We start from the raw sequence: 16,810 nt of genomic DNA, 5'->3' as shown, positions 1-16,810 counted from the left end.
ATGATCCCCAATCAAGTCATCTACACGTCGAACGGCGATCTCACCACGCTGAACGCCATCCTCAATGCCGTGGCGATGGTGTGCAACGAGACCCTCACCATATGGGGGTTTGCCCTGCTCGCGGCGACCTGGTCTCTCCTGTCGATGACGACCGCGGCAGCCGTCAATGCGCCGGCGGGCGGTGCCGGCGGCGAGCTGGGCAAGCGCGCGGTGGGCCTGCTCATCCCGTTCTGCCTGGCACTGCTCCTCACTGCTCCGACCTTGAAGTCGACGGTGACGATCGAGAGCGGGCTGACCGGGGCGACGACGACCGTCGACAACGTGCCGGTCATCATCTCGGCTGCGCCGGCGACGGCGAGCCTCGTTTCCAAGAGCGTTGGCCAGAAGCTCGAGACCGCGATGCAGGCGACGGGTACCGACTATGCGTCGATCTCTGCAACCGGCCGCGGCTTCATCAATCCGCTCAAGACGCTGCTGACGTCGCGCACTGCGGTCTTGCGCTTGGGCGGCATCCCGTCGAAGGTCAATGCGGTGTTGAGCGCATGCCTGAATTCTGATTCGGGTACGGACTACGCCCAGGTCGCCAATCGGGTGCTCTTCGCCGGCAATCTGACGGGCGCAGCGGCTGGTCCGGCGCCGATCTCGGTATGGTCGGGAACAGGTTCGGAGCGCACCTCCATTGGTATGCTGCTGGCGGAAGCGGCGCAAAACACGACCGCCATCGTGACGGATGTTCAGGTTGGTACGAATCACATCGCCACTTGCGCGGATGCCGCCGCCCAGGTCGGCGCCGATATCGACGCCGCGCTCAACTCCGACGAATTCCGCCGGGTCGTCCAGGGCGCCGTGAACGCCGCCGACCAGCCGAATGCTGCCGGCGATTTCACCATCAACGGCATCGCCAGCCAGTACGCGGCTGTGCGGACGGCAAACCTGACCTCGGGCGGCCTGGCGGGCGGCGTTGCCCAGTCAAACGCGGAAGTGATCAACCTGTTGTTCGCGGAACTGGTGAAAAACGACTTGGACTGCCTGCGGGCGGACGGTACCAACAAGAGCACCTGTCTCGCCATGGCCGTCCAGGCCAACGAGATCGAACGGAACAATATCCAGGCCGCAGCCAATGGCTTCGAATCGCTGATGTACGCGGGCGCTTTCGCGAACCAGATCACCGCCGTCATCATCGGGCTTGGCCCGATCATCGTACTGTTCATGATGTGGTCGGGGGTCGGCGCTGCCCGCAACATGAAAGTGGCGGCGCACATGATCGTCTGGCCGCTCTTGATCATGAATGTCGGCGCTGAGCTCATCAACGGGATGATTTACATCCAAGTGGCTAACTTTCTGCGCGCGATCGCGCAAAACGGATTCATCAACCAATCGACCGCGGTCGAGGTCTACAAAAACTTCTCGCTCGAGATCGGCACCGCAAGTCACTTGATGGCTACCCTGCCGATCCTGATGTCGACCATCTTCGCATTGGGCCAATCGGCGGCGCTGGTGAAGATCTCGGAATCGATGACCTCGGGCTCGAAGGACGAGAGCAAGGCAGTCAACCCGCCCCCGGTCGACAGCGCGCCCCTGGTCACGAACAGCAGCGTGGCGAAGGCCGAGCAAGGCGTCGGCGGAACGAACCTCAGCCTTACGGGCGCAATCCCGGCAATCGCCACCAGTGCCCAGTTCGGCAGTATGCAGCGCGAGGCATCGAACAGCATCACGTCGGCGCACCAGAAGATGCATTCGATTTCGGAAGGGAAAACGGACCTGCAGTCCTGGACCGATGCTTTCAATACGGGGAATTTTTCCAAGGTTGGGGTTTCAGACTCTACCGGCCGGGCGTTGCGCGATGAGTTCAGCCGAAACTATAACGCGTCGCAGTCAGGGAAGGTCGGCGCAGGGATCAATTCGGCGAAAGACAACTTCAACGTTACCCAAGCGGGCATCGGTGTCGGCGCGGAGGTCGGAGTCGGCACCAAAGGCGTCGGCGGCGGGGTCAGTGGATCAGGCGAATATCGTACGACGACCGGCGCGAACGACAATCTCCGAACCGGGAAAACAGCCGAACAGGACGAATCGGTTTCGAAGTCGCAGGCGCTGGCCAAGTCTTTCAACAGCTTCATGCAAAGCGACAAGTACAAGAACATTGGTACAGACGAGGCCCGTTCACTCCAGCGTTCACTGGGCGTCCAGAAGCAGTACGCCGATACCTTGTCGGAATCGAAGTCTGTCTCCGACGTAGCGAGCGATGCCGTCAAGCGCTCCTCCGGTTTCGTGTCCCTGAGCGCGAAAATCGGCGGAGCGGAGGTCGCGAACCAGATGAAGACCAACGCCGATTATCGCCGGTTCCAGCTGAGCGCCGGCCGCAGCTTCGGCAACTCGGATGTCGCCCAGCCCTACCTGGAGCGCGCACGGCAGGACATGGAGACTGGAGTGACCGACCGCATTGTCGGCGATCCCCAGGCCAATGAAGCCATGGCGCGCCACCGCGCGGCGTTCCTGATGGCGACCGACGAACAGGCCCGTCCGGAAGACCGTTTGATGGCGGACGAATATTTGTTGGGGTCGACCAATGCGATGCTGGCTGCGCGGTTCTCGACACTGGATATGAAGCCGCGGGAACACTACGACATCGGAACCCCTGGGAACCACAGTGGTGTCAACGAAAGCGCTCTGGTTCGCAAGGTCGACGCTGCGGCCAAAGGCGGCGGCCGTGGCCGCGGGGCCCCGAGCACGACAGAGGCGCTGGATCGCGACGGATACGGATTGGCGCTTGAGGTCGCCCACGGCGTGGAGGGCGTCGCTGATTCAGTGCACGAGGGCCGCTTGAATGCGACCGCGGCGGCGCACCGCGCAGGTCTGGCGGGTGCCGGAGCGGAAGGTACGCGAGACCGCGCGCGAACCAACATTGGTGCCAATTTGAAGGAAACCTTGCCCGAGTTTATGCAAGGCGAGAAAAAACCCAGCCGTTTCGACATACCTGACAAGAAGTGAGACGCTTTTCCCCCCATCGTTTAGCATAGGAGCTCGTCATGAACAACAGGAACGACAACAAACCGGCAAATCGTGGCAATAACGCCTTTGCGGCCTTTGCGGCACACAAGATCTCGAAGAAGGAGAAACGCTCCTGGCTCCTCGTGGGGGCTGCGATCGTCGTTCTCTTGTTGTGCTGGTGGGCTCGCAGCAATCAATAATGGAGGAATCATGTTGCAGCTTTTCCGAAATATCCTTCGCAACCTGGAATCCCTGTCGAAAAAGGGTGAAGGTCACACCATGAGCAAAGAAATGCGGGAGCGCTTCCGTTCACCGAGCGTCAACGTGGACGGTACGCCGATGGCTGGCCGGCATGACATCGGTGGCAGAGGCTATGGCTCAGGCGGCGGGTACGGATCCTCCAAATACTGACCTTGGTATCGCATGAGTTCAATAGCGCCGGCTGCTCCTCGTCCTCGACGTCCTCGTTATACGAGCAGGATCGCGAACACGATCTACTCGGCGGTGCTGCTGGCCATGTTGTACGACTGGCCATATCAGATCTACCAGAGGCTGGGCCCGCGCATGTCGGAAACGACGGCGCGGGAACGCTTCATTGTCCAAGAGGTCGGCGCCTACGCCGATCGCCTTAAGCTGCGGCTGAAGCCGACGTTCGTCGTCGGCAGTGTTCCGGCTTCGGCGGGCGCCTTTTCCGGCAACGCCGTGATTGTTATTCCCCCCGAAATGCTGGACGCGTCAAAGTGGAGCGACAACGAAGTGCGTTTCATCCTGGCGCACGAAGTTGGCCATATCGCGCGCCTGGACGCATACCGCTTCTGGACCCGCTGGACCGAGCGTGGGGCGGAAGGCCGCGAAAGCGATGCCGACCACATCGCGGTTGGTCTGGTTGGATGCAGGGCAATGGAGGAAACCGTCGCCAGGTATTGGGGCGAGTTCATGAAAGGCTATCAGGAGAAAGGCGACCACCACCCCCACCCGAGCCAGCGCCTGCAGTATGCCTGCCCGGGGCACGGTTTGGCGGCGCAAGCATTGTCAGCGCGTCTTCCCAATGCCTTGGGCCAGCGGCAAGTGCCGTCGTCCGGTTTTCGGGCTGTCACCGGGCTGAATCCATCTGCGTCGGCGCCGACGGCACATGGCACCGTTCAGACGGTGCACGTTACGGCATTAAAGGAAACCGACGACGCGCCCTCCTTACCGGCGCTGACAATCGCTGGGCTAGGCCCGGACAACGTTTTCACGGGCGAGTCGCTGACGTTCAAGTTGGAGGGCGTGGGACCATTGGACCTGGCGAAAGACAGTGACGGCCTGATCCTCGGGCCGAAAAGGGAGCGCCTGGCACTGAAGGCCTACTGGGTGTTTCATCCGGCAGACAATAGCTTCACGATCAGCGACGGGAAGCTGCAGCAGTTGATGGACGCCCTGCCGGCCGGAACCTTGGACATATCCGTGAACTTCGTATCTGCCGATGGCGAATTCGCTGCCGTATACCAGTTCGAGGGATCCAAGCGCGTCCAGGATGCGCCGGCTACGGCCGTCCGGCCGCAATAGCAAATGTCACTTCCAGAAATTAGCCAGACGGTTCACTTTCGCGCGCGAAAGTGCGGTATGTAGAGAGGGCGCCCTACTCCGTGTTGTCCTCGGGCGTGATCGGCTTGAACTGCAGGCCGAGCTGACCAAGACTCGGTATCCCATCGCCAAGCTCAAGTTGCTGGTTTTCCTCACGCAGTTTCAACACTCGGGCCTTCGCTTCGACCAAGGAGATATTGCGGTTCTTCCAGAGTAGCACTTTGATGCTGTTTTCCGTGACGTCGTACATCTTAGCAATCTGGCTGATGCTGACGCCTTTGTAGATGAGTTCGGTCCAAATGTCGTAGCGCCGGTTGACGATATCCTTGGTGGGTATCTTCAGCTTGTGACGGTAGTTGTAGACCTGCATGTGGTTAATGTCCGGTACACCGCGAGCAATACGAGTGTCGGAAAAGCCCATTTCGAAGCCCTGACGAATCGCTGCCTTCTGATCGTTTCTTAGCATGATTTGTTAAAGCTTGTCGGAATGGATGCCACAAAAAGTTGCGAAACAGTAATTATAAATCAGGCGTGAAAATCTAACACTGCTTAGTGCAGCAATATAGTGAACTTTATCAGATCAGCCGTACGATAACTGCTTGGTGCATTGATAGAGTAGCAAGAAAATCGGGAGAATCCTCACACGAGTGTGAATTTTCACCCTTGCACATGCATTATCTTTGTGCCTACAGCCATTTCGGCAACATGGACGTCTGTTATACTGTAATTTTATACAGTATTTCCAAATGTCATGTTTGTTCGCGTCGCGCAGCTATTCGAGAACGGCCGGCCACTGCCTCGGCATCGAGCAATCACGGCACAACCCGTGCATATCGGCAGACTCACGTTGACGGAACAGCATGATCATGAATTTCGACGCAGCATGTACCTGGCCATCCTGCGCAACGAAGGCGTAGGAAGCGACGTCCTGCCGCGCCTGCGAGATGCGGTGGTGCGGTGGATCGGCGACGGCAGCATGACCATCAGTGGCTTCGAGTTCAACGAAGCGAACCGGCAATGCAGCGTCCAGTCCTGGTACGTGCAGCTCATCTCCAGCGACCTAGACTAGCGGACCATGCGTCTTTGGGTTGCGGTCTACCTCCCCCACCTGGCTTTGGAGGCGTACTTTCCCCGCCACCTGCCCGACCCCTGTTGTGCGATCGTAGAAGGCCAGCACGTCATGGCGATGTCCGACTCGGCGCGCCGTGAAGGTGTCCGGCATGGCATGGGACGCGGTGGGGTTCTTATGCTCGCGCCTCACACCGTCATCCTAGAGCGCGACATCGTACGTGAAGAGGATTGCCTGGATGCGATCGCAATGGCCTTGCTGCAGTACACGCCGGAGGTTACACATTTCGAAGAGTCGGTGCTGTTGATGAACGTCGGGGCATCCCTGACGTTGTTCGGCGGCGTGCGCCGGCTGTGCAGCCGCATCAGCGCCGACATGCGAGCCCTAGGTTTTACGGGGCGGATCAGTTGCGCCCCGACGGCCCGTGGCGCATGGGTGCTGGCCAGAGGCGCGGGCCGCCCACGTACATTGAAAATGCTCACGCTGCAGCGACGTCTTGGGCCTGTCCCGGTTTCTGTCTTGCCGCCGGCGCGACGTTTCTCCGTCTGGCTTGACGGGATCGGCTGCACTACGGTCGGCGAGCTCCGTCGGTTGCCGCGTCCTGGCCTGCAGCGTCGCTGCGGCCGCGAGCTGCTCGAAGTTCTGGACGCGGCGTATGGCCTGTCGACGGAACTCCATAACTGGATCGAGCCACCCGAAGTGTTTCGTGCTCGGATCGAGATCTTCGATCGCGTCGAAAAAGCCGACGAATTGTTGGCCGGTGGTCACCGGTTGATATTGCAAATGCTCGGCTGGCTGACCGCTCGCCAGCTTGCCGTTCGAAGGATTGTGCTCGAAATGATTCATGAGCGCGGACGGGTTGCGCGGCCGCCGTCAACGCTCGAGATCACGCTTGCCGATCCTGTATGGCGCGACGATCACCTGGTGAGACTGCTGAAAGAGCGGCTCGGCCGGCAAGTACTCGAGGCACCGGTCATTGGGCTGGTGCTCGAGGCAACCGATGTCGTGCCCATGGCGCCGCCGAGCGAGTCGCTGTTCCCTGATCCCGGGGGCAGTGAGGAAGACCAGCAACAACTGCTCGAGGTACTGATGGCGCGTCTCGGCGCCGAGAATGTCTTAAGGCCGGACCCGAAGGCCGACTACCGGCCAGAATTCGCGAATGCCTGGGCGTCCATTTCGACGCCTGTACGGCCCGGGCAGCTGGAGGCGGCCTTGCCGCCAAATGTGGATCAATTTATCCGCCCTACGTGGATTCTCGCTAAGCCGATCCCATTGTTGATGCGCGATGACCGGCCCTATTACAGTTCGCCGTTGAAGATCGTATCGAAGCCCGAGCGTATTGAGGCGGGATGGTGGTCGACGGCGCAGTCTCGCGATTACTTCATCGCGGAAGCGGACGATAAAGTTTTCTATTGGATCTACAGGGAGCGGGTCGCGACGGAAGACGGTACCGTCGAGCCGCGGTGGTTTCTTCACGGCATGTTCGGGTAAAACTTAGCCGTTCAACACTGGTTGTTGACAGCCTAGAGTACCGGCGTGCAATATCCTAGAGAATCTGCTCGGTGGGAAGGAGTCCGTCGTACCGGGTCATCGAATTAACCTGTCGCCATTGGTGCACTATTGCAACATTTATACACTTTCGAAACAAAAGAAGAAGCTGAAGAAGCTCTGGTAAAGTTAATAGGACCGAATAGATTAGTTAGCGATCGAGACGGCACCGAGGTCATATACAAATTGTTCGGTGAGTTGACTTGGAGAAATCTCTACGCTTTGGACCTACATAATCTTCATGAATTGAAAAGCATTTTATCGCAGCGAGATTCTGGACACGCCTACGATAAAAATCGACATCAAGAAATTGTCGCTGCACTCGAAAATATTTCGCGAGTGCTCGGACTGACCATTCCTGTGCATTGGCGATGACACGCGACTGCAGGCAATAAAGTGAAGAGGCAAAAATGGCAATCTCGTCGTTGATACGATGAGTCTGCCTATTACAGTCGAGGCCATAGCCGCGAGCGTTTAGCTCAGGGATACCGCCGCACTTAGTTGCGCATACATGTGCTCGCCGCTGGTCGGTCTACCTGTGAACGATATTCAATTGCAGAAAGTGAACATGATGGAACTGAGCGAGAACGAAAATGTGGCGTTGAGGCGCCTCATCGAACATGCGAAGCGCGAAACTGGTCAGAGCCGTCGAGTTGCTGACTTCCTTTTGGCATGGTGGAATCCCGCAGAATGCGGGGGTTTTGACTTCACAACGATGTGGGGCTGTGACGAAGGAATTGTTGAGGACATGATCGTTGTATTCGCATATGTCGCACGAAACAACCGCTACCCCGATACGCTTGGGTTTGAAACCGATTTTGCCGCCATCATCCGAGAGTGGCGTCCCGAATTGGTACAGTGAGCGGAACGCGCCATATAACTGACGATTTGAATAAAGGGGGGCGAGCCCCCTTTCACCACGGTGTTACTCGTTCACATCCAGCAGCCGCGCGAGACGCTTTATAGTTCGCTGTCCGATTCCGGCTTCGCTTGCGACCCCGATATCGATTTTTCCCTTCTCTACCAGTGCCCTGAACTGATCTTCGATTCGCATCGTTCGGTGTCTAGCAACGAAATCGAAGATATGGTCCGTGTTGTCGACGTAAGCGTCCTCTACACCGATATAGAGGTCGGTCAAAATTTCCGTTCCAGCTTGGGTCTGCACGGGGGCTATCACCACAGCAGCGAGAAGCCAAGGCAATAGCGACGGATTGCGGCCTTTTGCTTCGGCGGTATGCATCGCAAGGTCGTCGACAGTTGCTGCGTAGGTGCATGCTATGAACAAAGCGTCCTCGACGAACCGGGCCATAACCTCGGTGTTGGTATAGCGCGGGTCGACCAAAAACCGTCTGTATCCCTGCGCATACGCGCTTTCGACCGATGCAAGGAAAGGCAGTTGACCTACGGCGGCTGGCACCTGATCGAACTTATTCATGCTGCTGCGGTGTCGCGGCATGATGCGCGCGGCCAAGCCCAAATGCTCCGTCAACGCCAGCACAGCCTCGGCAGTTTTTGCGCCGTGATTCTCGACGTCTTCTATCGACCCCAATGCAATGATGCCTCGACTTCTCGTCGCAAGGACTGCCTTCAGTTGTTCCGCCACCGGTCCTGGGAGCGATTGCGTATCGGTCACGGCCCTACACTTGAGAGGTGCGCTGTATTGTCGAACAAGGCCGGGCTGAAGAGTGCCATCTTCCGCGACGGTGCCAACTAAGTACTCTTGAAGATCGTCGTAACCCTTGTCAACCAGCATCCTGGTCGCGTCGGCGCCCAACAGTGCTGGCGTTGGCGTCTTGAATAGGACCGCTACCCGATGGCCAGAATCCTCGGCCCGGATGCAGGCCATCTCCACACGATCACTTGCTTCGGACCAAGACTGCTGATCTAGTTCTACTGGTCCGAGCACGATCAATGTCCCGCTCGGAACACGTTCCAGCCCGCTCGACCACAAGCCGTCCTCACCGAGATTAATGGCGGCGTCGTGTTTCGTGCCGGCGCGTTCGGCATAGAAAACCGCGCCGTCCGTCGCTTCCTGGTATCGGGCCACCAACGCATCGATTGCCGCTTGGGACGTCGTGACGTAAACTCCTGCAGCGGGTCCAGCTGGCCAAATCTGCAGTGCAGATGCATTTCGCGAGCCAGAAGGAGGAAGTAGCAGCCGTAGTAGGTCAGCAGAACTTACTTCGTGTTTGTATTTATGTGCAAGGCGGTACGCGAGGCGAGCTGTAGCCGACAGGTCAAGCTCCTGCGCTTGAACGCGCTGGGGGAACGCCTGGACTTCGGGCCAATTCCGTAGCCCGACGAGCGAAGCGCTGAGATCCAGCGCCTGGCCATGCCCGATCTCGACCGCGACGTCTTGTAAAAGGGCGCGTAGGCGCCCAGCCAACTGCTTGAGTTGTTGGGTATCCATGGTTTCTCCACGGGCGGTGTTTCCGGTACACGCTTTGCGGACCGCCCATAGGTAAAAACCACGATATGGAAGGGTTCTAAATATTCCCCGTCTTCGTCATACCCTTTCGGGCGCGTGCGGCAGGTGACGGTCACCCACAAGCATTATATCGTTGAAGTGAGCAGAGAACCACATACGGTGAAGCTGCCTGCCAAGTTGTCGGCTCCCGCCGGGCATGGTATTTCGCTACTGCCCAGCATCGCTGGGTTCGTACACACAACATCGTGACGAATGCAGAAATCTATTCCTCGTTTACCGATCCGGCGACAAAACTTGGCCGTGCACTGGACCTGAGGTGCTTTTGCCGAATAGGGCCTCGTAGAGTGCAGGAATATCGGCGACTTCTCGAAAGTGCGACATTCGAACCACACGCAAATTTGGCCGCTCCTTCTTCACCCCGTCCTTGTCACCCTTTGTGTGCTTCGCCGTCCTGAATGCATCCAGCGCTGGGAGTGGCAGGCCAGGCTCTGCCCCGAAGAACAGGAACGGGCCGAGTCGCATCGTTGTGCGGTCGAAGCGGGTCCACACGACGCACCCCGAGGGTTTGCTGGCGAGCCCAAGGTGCACGTTTTGCGATAACGTCTTGGCCAAGTGCGATGAGGACTTCAACTGGATATGTCGCGTTACCCCGTTTGCCTCCAAAACCACGTCGTGGCCTGAGCGATCGATCGAAGGCTGCGAAACTTCTAGCGTCGCACCGGCGTGAAGCCAGGAGTATTTCAGCAAATCTCCGATGAGCAAGTGCTCGAGAAGACGCTCACGATACACTGACTGGTGCGTGTCCAACGTAATGTCTAGATCAGTCATATTCTTCCGGGTAGGCTTCGATTGCCTTGTTGGCCAATCTCGGCCGCTCAGTATACGACGCTATCGACACTGAGCAACCTATTTGAAGAGCAACAGTCCTTCTTCAAGTTGACGGCATATCATTCTTAGTCTACTCTCCCGTCATTCGTCATTACGGCCCTTAGGGCTGAGAGCGCAGTTCAGGTCAGTTCAGGCGTTTAGCCGACTAACCCGGTGTGGCAACCGTTGCGCCTCCTGCTGGCAAGTCAGCGAGGTAATGCTAATCGGGAGGTCGGCATTAGCTGCCTCGGCCCGTTTCCAGATAGCCCAAAGGCTGGCATTCGGCATAGACAGATTGCTCGTCATGCCTGTATTGCATACCACCCTCAAAGATCCCGCACTCGCTGCACACAAGAACCTCTCCTACGAACACATCCTGAGTGGTTGGCTAACCGGCTTTGGCTGGGAAGTACTAAAACCTTTGGTTGACCACGGGCGACGGACAGATCTTGTTATCGCCGACGACGAAGGGCGCTACTTCCGAATCCAGGTTAAAACCGTTCAATCAAAGGACGAATCGGCTCGGATCGAAAATCGCTGGCACGGAGGCCGTTTGGACTACATTGTTATCTTTTCCACCCAAGCCGACTGGGGCTATATCGCACCAGCGTTTACTGAGGCTAGCCGCCGGGTCAACGACCAGAGTCATATCCGCTTTCACTGCCATCCCGAGAACTTCAAAAAAGCATTTGAGAAGGTATAACTCTATCGAGGCAAGCGATTTCTAAGTCAGTTTTCTGGCAGGTTGCGGGTCTAGCGAATGGCCCACATCATCGCTTTGGCCGACTGCTGGAATCAACATTGGCTTTATCTCAGCGGCGGCACTGTCCTAACGATCACGAGGTACTGGCGCTCTTTCTAGGGGTAAGTGCGCGTGGTACTGTACCCACACCTGTATCTTTTAAAATGCAACTAACAAACATGTGACGCACACCTAACTCTCCCTCCGGTTAAAGCATGTCCATGCAAGCCATAACAACTTCGATCACTACAAGCAAGCAAAGCGCTGCTTACTTTCGCGCGCGAAAGTGTTCACCACTGCCGCGTACGACCGAGAGATATCCACAGTTTCTGTGGAAAACTGCGCTTTTTCGATAATCAAACCCAGCAGCTATGGAACTTTCAGTCCAATGCCCATCTTTTAAGCAGACGTTCATCGTCAGACAATGTGACCTGCACGTGGCGTCGTTTAGCTTCTCTCAAGATGAAATGCGTGCCTATAATGGCTAAGCACAGCTATCTCTACAAATCAGAGGCTATGGACGATTTGAGTATTCTGAAAGCGATTGGAATGTCTCTGTTCGGTATTGCAGCCGTCTTGACGCTGCTCGGCTTACGTAGGCGACCCCATCCAAGGAAGCCTAGACCGAACAGGCAATTCGATCCGGCGAAAGCAGCTGTGTACTCGCCCAAAGAATTCCGTAAGAATCATCAGTAAAGTAACGATGCAAAGTACTTGTCTCAAGGTGCATCTGGAACAACTGGTGTTTGCTTCGCCAGGAAATTAGCGCTGCCCTGCAGGCGCCGCCGTGTTTCCGCGTGCGCGTACTTCGAAGTCGTGGCTAGCGACGCGTGTCCAGCCACCAGCATCTCGACCTCGAGAGGCGTGCCGGCGGCGAGGGAATGTGTGATCCCGGTGTGCCGCAGCCAATGCGTACTCGCGCGGCGCAGCTGCGCCGCCGACTGTGGAGCTACACGGTCCAGCTGGGCAGCGCAGTCGGCAAAGAATACCTTCAGCTGCTCGTATAGGGTCTGGGCATGGATACCTCGTAGCGGATCGACCGTTTTACCTGCTGCCCAAGGCGTACGCTCATGCAGGTCGACCGCCTGGCCGAGCAAGTACACGTTCGCATTGTCGGGATGGGTGACATCCGCAATTAGCCCGCGCGACGCGAGATAGCGTGCGATCGAGTCGATGTGCACCTGGCCCAATGGTACGAGGCGCCGCTTATCACCCTTCCCCGTCACCAGGATCTCCCAACTGGCCGTCGCTGGTTCGTCAGGTGTGGCCGGCATTTCTGTCCAACGAATGTGCCCTACCCGGGCTTGCACGATCTCCGCCCGGCGTAGACGGCCGACATAGAGAATTGGCAACGCCATGCGTAAGCGCAGGTTGGCCGATGTCGGCGGCAGGGCCGCCAGCCGCTCACAGATGAAGTCCCATTCCTGCTGCGTGAAGCTGCGCGTATGTTCCGCGGCGCCAGTCGGTGCGCGCGGTTTGCTAATCCCGGTCCATGGATTCCCGGTCAGGTAACGCTGGTCGACCAGGAAGCGATAGAACGTCCCCAGCATCGTCAACGCACGTCGCTGAGCCGCGGCCTCCAGAGGTCCCTCGAACGGGCGCCAAGACGGCCCCCAGCGGCCACGGCTACGTGGTGCGCACCAACGCTCGGCCGGCTGCGGATCCGCCAGGAACGCGCGGTATGCCACCGCATCGTCGAAATCGATCGATGACAGTGGCTTCTGGCGCTCAAGGATGGCCCACAGCATGAAGCGCTCGCATTCGGTTCGATATGCGCGCGCCGTCGGCCCCAGGTGGCGCAGCCAGCCGAGCGGATTGTCCATCCGTGCGCGGGCGCCTGCGCCGCCGGCGTGCCTGCCTTGTTTCTCGCGCAAGAACGAAATCAAGGCCTCATAGTCGTTCGTCGCCGCGAGCTGGCACTGGTAACGCGGGGCGCGGAATCGGCCGTTGCTGCCGTCCAGGTCGCCCGGCACCGCGAACTTTTCCAAGGGGACGACCGACGTCGACGCCGGCGTCACCAGGTGCAGTGCATCGATGTCGAGCTCGGAGCGGGAGGCCAGCACATGCGCGCCGATGCGCAGACCGGTGCTTGCATGGAAGGTGCGGAGCATGGCGACGATGCGATCGGCCTTGCCGGCGCCGATGGCGCGTACCGGCGCGTGCCAGTTTCTGCCCACCCCGTTGATGCGCTCGACCAGTTGTCGGAGCTTGACCATGCCAGCCTGTTCCAGCCGGCTGGCCAGGTCGAACGGGAGCCAGGCGCGCACGCCGTCGTCCGGATGCGGCGCTTCGGCCGCGGCACGCTCGAGCCAGGCTATCGCCTCGAGCTGGCGGCGCAGCAGACGCGCGCTCCGCTTCTCCTTTTGGGTTCCAGTACCGTATGCCTCCTGGTAGTAGGCCAACTGGTCTTCGAACGAGAAATCTTCCAGACCGTGCTCGGCCGCGAAATCTTCCAATGACGGCGCCGGCGCCGGCGAACCGTCCCGGTCCCGCACTTTGCTTACGTCGATGCGCACGAGCCTGGCCACCGCGTGACGTTTGTGACGGTGGGCCGCGGCCGCGAACGCATCGCGCATCCACGCAACCGCCCTGCGTACGTGCCGCACGTCCGTACGGTTGCCCTCCACGGCCAAATACCGGTCCCAAATATCTCGCAAATCTAGGCCCTGCACATACGCGCGCATGAAGGCGAAGTGGCCGATGTGCAGCTTGCGGATGCCCGGCTGGAGGTCGGTCGTGGTATGGATCATTCAGGCGAGACCAATGATGAAGTAACGGTTGTGCATGGGGTCGCCCTTGCGCTTCGGGGCGTCTTCGTCGCCTGCGAACCGAATCAGGTGGGTCGCAATCAGAAGCTGGATGGCGTCGCGGATCTCCTCGCGTCGCAGCTGAGTGTATTCCTGGATGGTCTCGTAGCTGCAGCGCGCCACATTGCTGACGTTCTCGCGGAGTGACAACAACAGCATGTAGAGCTTCAGTGCGTGCAGCGACCCAGGGCGTTTGATGTGGTCGAAGTAGTGCTTGAGCCGGGACATGTGCTTGTAGGTCTCACAAAGGTGCTGCTGGGGCAATTTGCACCATTTGCCGTTTTCTTCGATCCCGAGCAGCGAATACAGGTTGGCGTTCCCTACCCGCTCCATGCCGATCGCCTCGACCGCACGCAGCAGCTGCAATCCACGCGCGATCAGCTTACGCGACAGCGGGGCCACTTCCTGGATGTCCTCGTAGGTTGCACCGACCAGATTGTTGCTGCGCAAGCCTGCCTTGCGCTGTGCCCGGTTCGAGATGATCGTCAACGCGAACAGCACAAGGATCGCTGCCGTGGCCGAGCTTTTTTCATGCCGCCAGCTGAGCTGGGACAGCCCATGGAAGGCGAGCGCCGTGGATGTGTCGGCCTCCTCTATACGCAAGCCCAGGACGGCCACGCGTGCCGCCTCGGCGTGCATGTGCATGGCCGGTTTGCGCTTTGCCCACGCGGACGGAAGCATTGCAAAAGCCATGCGGCTCATGAGCGCCTGCCCTGTTTGAGAGCCAACGCCACGACGTACAGGGCAAGCCCGACAACGCCGAGCGCGGCTATGGCGGCCAAGAAGACCAAGGTGGTCGGGTCGCTGATCGAGGTCAGCATGCGAAGCAAAGTGGTGAAATTGTCCATGTCGTTCACACAATAAAGGTCGATGTGCTTCGCATGTTAACCAGTTCGAAGATCGGTTTCTAGAAAGAGTTCCACTCAATAACCCTAACGATTAGAAATTTTCTGCTTATGAAACAATTACTTGAGCAACATATGGACCGTTCACATGAGGTACTTCATCGTTCACGAACCAGCGCTTTTGGGGGTATTAATCGCGGTATTCGACCGCAGAACTGGACGAAAACAGCGATCTTAGTTCACGAGGAAAAGCCGGTATGGAAAAGAAAATCATTTCTTGGAGACGCATTTCCTTGGCAAGCCGACGACTGTCCGGATGACTTCTAGATTCGCCGCCGCGCTTTGAGGTAGCTGTTTGGCGCGAAGCTCGCGCAGCATGCGCTTGCCGTCCGGCAGGGCATCCGCCTGTCGACGCGGAAGCGCGGCATTTTCCTTAGTCCTTCGCGCCTCCATCTCGACCTGCAGTCCTGAGCGCTCCTGCGCAACCTCGAGAGCAAGCGCGGCGGCGGCCGTGAAGTCGTAGCCCATCCGCGTGATCTTGACCGCGATCCGGCGTAGTTCTTTTCGCGTGGAAATCGGCGTCGCGCGATGCTCGAGCTCGATCGCGCATCCAAAGTGGTCCAGGTGCTCGCTTTGCCCAATGTAGCGCTCGCAGTAGATGTCGACCGCCTCATGCCCAGCCATCTCTTCGATCCACCTCGGCACCAGGTAGCCTTGGCAGAATCCCCAGTAGCCGTAACAGCGCCGGATCCGTTCATCGAGGTCCGGTTGCTCCAATTTTTTTTTCTTTTTGGTTTTTCGCATAGAACACCCGATGCCTGCAGAATCGAACAGGATAGCTCGCCGTCTGATGAAGTAAAAGTGGAACTCTTTATGAAGTAAATTTGCGACTTCTCGGCGATATGAGGTAAATGTGGGACTTCTGAAGCTTGACCCAGCGGTCAGATACCGGTCGACCGCCCGTCATCTACAGCGCTCACCAGGTCATCTATCAAGCGACTCTGCGCGGAAAGGCGTTGCTGGAATTGCCGCGTCAACTCGCCAAGCCCACGCAGAGCGGCAAAAAGAGCGTTTATGCGTGGTTTTTTCAAGTCAGATTGGTTTGAACGGATTTGGCTTGCCCATTCGTTCCTCAACGCTCGAGAATAGCGCGTCGAGCTTGGCGCGGTCCGTGCACGCAACTACTGCGAAACCGAAACCCCGACCAAAACGCGCTTGCAGAGCCATCAGTTCAAAGTCGGTCGAAAGGCTGAGTTTGTACTCGAATTGATCGTTGAGCAGCGACCTTGACCGGACGAGCGCAGGGACAATACCGTCCAGTCCTTGGAATGACTCAAAAACGCGATAGCGTCCGTTGTTGGTGACGAGATCAGCATTAGTAAACCACTTTAGCCCTATCCTTCCGTTCGTTGGAAACACTTGGCTGGTGTGCAAGTAGTAGATCGCCTTGGTCAGCTTGCCCGCGAACACCCGAACAGCATTGTCGATTTCATCGGTAACCCGTACAGGGCCGGCTTCCTGGTTGGTGGCACCAGGCTCGGGCACGATGCCAAGACGCCGGTTCATGGCGCGCGCTTCGATTGCGGACGGCATCATCTTCGATACAAGCTGAGGGAATTTCTGGTGTACCGAACGGATGATGTCCGGCATCCGACCGTCGTCGCCTTCGCCATCGGTGAACGGATCAGTCCGTGCCAAGAACGATATGAGGAGGTCATCGTCTGCACTACCGTGGTTGCAGTTGCTACATGCCGGGAACTCGAACCCCTCTGGCCACGCTCGGTCCGGGAACATTGCTCGAGGTGGGCAGTGTTCCACCGTGTCGGTTAAAACGGTGCCACCACAAAAGATGCAGAACGGATGGGTTTTCAAAAACGCTTCTTTGCGCACCTTCCTCATTCCCATCAACGGCTCCTTTCCTGTGGAAAACATTAACGTACACGACGGATG

The 16,810-nt window shown here is 58.2% G+C and carries 16 protein-coding genes; 8 read left to right on the top strand and 8 right to left on the bottom strand.

The window, feature by feature from the left end; genetic code table 11:
* The 4 genes from AM586_RS27465 (at nucleotide 1) to AM586_RS27460 (ending at nucleotide 4,536) form a co-directional block, all read left to right on the top strand.
* Nucleotides 1–2,988: a conjugal transfer protein TraG N-terminal domain-containing protein gene (locus AM586_RS27465; RefSeq protein WP_052233898.1), complete on the top strand. Its 2,988-nt coding sequence runs from the start codon at nucleotides 1–3 to the stop codon at nucleotides 2,986–2,988.
* Between the two features lie 38 nt (nucleotides 2,989–3,026).
* Nucleotides 3,027–3,188 carry a hypothetical protein gene (locus tag AM586_RS28510; protein WP_156328187.1) on the top strand — a complete coding sequence of 54 codons (162 nt, stop codon included), beginning with the start codon at nucleotides 3,027–3,029 and terminating at the stop codon, nucleotides 3,186–3,188.
* Nucleotides 3,189–3,198: 10 nt separating this feature from the next.
* Entirely contained in the window at nucleotides 3,199–3,399 is a 201-nt protein-coding gene (locus AM586_RS28505) for a hypothetical protein (protein ID WP_156328186.1), read from the top strand.
* A gap of 153 nt (nucleotides 3,400–3,552) precedes the next feature.
* Nucleotides 3,553–4,536: a M48 family metalloprotease gene (locus tag AM586_RS27460; RefSeq protein WP_162600619.1), complete on the top strand. Its 984-nt coding sequence runs from the start codon at nucleotides 3,553–3,555 to the stop codon at nucleotides 4,534–4,536.
* Between the two features lie 73 nt (nucleotides 4,537–4,609).
* Here AM586_RS27460 and AM586_RS27455 read toward each other — a convergent pair whose 3' ends face one another.
* Entirely contained in the window at nucleotides 4,610–5,020 is a 411-nt protein-coding gene (locus AM586_RS27455) for a hypothetical protein (protein ID WP_060567191.1), read from the bottom strand.
* A 285-nt stretch (nucleotides 5,021–5,305) separates the two neighbouring features.
* On the opposite strand from AM586_RS27455, the gene AM586_RS28500 reads away from it, so the two are divergent.
* The 3 genes from AM586_RS28500 (at nucleotide 5,306) to AM586_RS27435 (ending at nucleotide 8,033) form a co-directional block, all read left to right on the top strand.
* Nucleotides 5,306–5,623: a hypothetical protein gene (locus AM586_RS28500; protein WP_162600618.1), complete on the top strand. Its 318-nt coding sequence runs from the start codon at nucleotides 5,306–5,308 to the stop codon at nucleotides 5,621–5,623.
* Between the two features lie 111 nt (nucleotides 5,624–5,734).
* On the top strand, nucleotides 5,735–7,114 hold the full coding sequence (locus tag AM586_RS27445) for a DNA polymerase Y family protein (protein WP_052233932.1): 1,380 nt from the start codon (nucleotides 5,735–5,737) through the stop codon (nucleotides 7,112–7,114).
* Between the two features lie 625 nt (nucleotides 7,115–7,739).
* Entirely contained in the window at nucleotides 7,740–8,033 is a 294-nt protein-coding gene (locus AM586_RS27435) for a hypothetical protein (RefSeq protein WP_060567194.1), read from the top strand.
* Nucleotides 8,034–8,096: 63 nt separating this feature from the next.
* Here the strand turns inward: AM586_RS27435 and AM586_RS27430 are convergent, their stop codons facing one another.
* Together AM586_RS27430 and AM586_RS27425 are read right to left on the bottom strand one after the other, a co-directional pair.
* Nucleotides 8,097–9,581 (bottom strand): glyoxalase superfamily protein, encoded by a 1,485-nt coding sequence (locus AM586_RS27430; protein ID WP_052233897.1) that lies wholly within the window; start codon nucleotides 9,579–9,581, stop codon nucleotides 8,097–8,099.
* Between the two features lie 291 nt (nucleotides 9,582–9,872).
* Nucleotides 9,873–10,427: a hypothetical protein gene (locus AM586_RS27425; RefSeq protein ID WP_047824857.1), complete on the bottom strand. Its 555-nt coding sequence runs from the start codon at nucleotides 10,425–10,427 to the stop codon at nucleotides 9,873–9,875.
* A 343-nt stretch (nucleotides 10,428–10,770) separates the two neighbouring features.
* Between AM586_RS27425 and AM586_RS27420 the strand changes: the two genes are divergently transcribed.
* Nucleotides 10,771–11,169, top strand: coding sequence for a group I intron-associated PD-(D/E)XK endonuclease (locus AM586_RS27420; protein WP_047824960.1), 399 nt, complete (start codon nucleotides 10,771–10,773; stop codon nucleotides 11,167–11,169).
* 758 nt (nucleotides 11,170–11,927) lie between these two features.
* On the opposite strand, the gene AM586_RS27415 is transcribed toward AM586_RS27420, so the two are convergent.
* From AM586_RS27415 to AM586_RS27400, 5 genes are all read right to left on the bottom strand, one after another.
* Nucleotides 11,928–13,958, bottom strand: a complete 2,031-nt coding sequence (locus AM586_RS27415; protein WP_047824856.1) for a phage integrase family protein — start codon at nucleotides 13,956–13,958, stop codon at nucleotides 11,928–11,930.
* A complete protein-coding gene (locus AM586_RS27410) occupies nucleotides 13,959–14,717 on the bottom strand; it encodes a hypothetical protein (RefSeq protein WP_156328185.1) in 759 nt (252 codons plus the stop codon).
* Nucleotides 14,714–14,863, bottom strand: a complete 150-nt coding sequence (locus AM586_RS28495) for a hypothetical protein (protein ID WP_156328184.1) — start codon at nucleotides 14,861–14,863, stop codon at nucleotides 14,714–14,716. The genes AM586_RS27410 and AM586_RS28495 overlap by 4 nt, the downstream gene beginning before the upstream one ends.
* A gap of 267 nt (nucleotides 14,864–15,130) precedes the next feature.
* On the bottom strand, nucleotides 15,131–15,664 hold the full coding sequence (locus AM586_RS27405; protein WP_047824854.1) for a hypothetical protein: 534 nt from the start codon (nucleotides 15,662–15,664) through the stop codon (nucleotides 15,131–15,133).
* Between the two features lie 288 nt (nucleotides 15,665–15,952).
* Nucleotides 15,953–16,765, bottom strand: coding sequence for a hypothetical protein (locus tag AM586_RS27400; RefSeq protein WP_162600617.1), 813 nt, complete (start codon nucleotides 16,763–16,765; stop codon nucleotides 15,953–15,955).
* Between the last annotated feature and the right edge of the window lie 45 nt (nucleotides 16,766–16,810).

The sequence above is a fragment of the Massilia sp. WG5 genome (assembly GCF_001412595.2).
Classification (GTDB): Bacteria; Pseudomonadota; Gammaproteobacteria; order Burkholderiales; family Burkholderiaceae_D; genus Telluria.
Note: the sequence above shows the minus strand (reverse complement) of the source record. Positions and strands in the feature narration are given on the sequence as shown.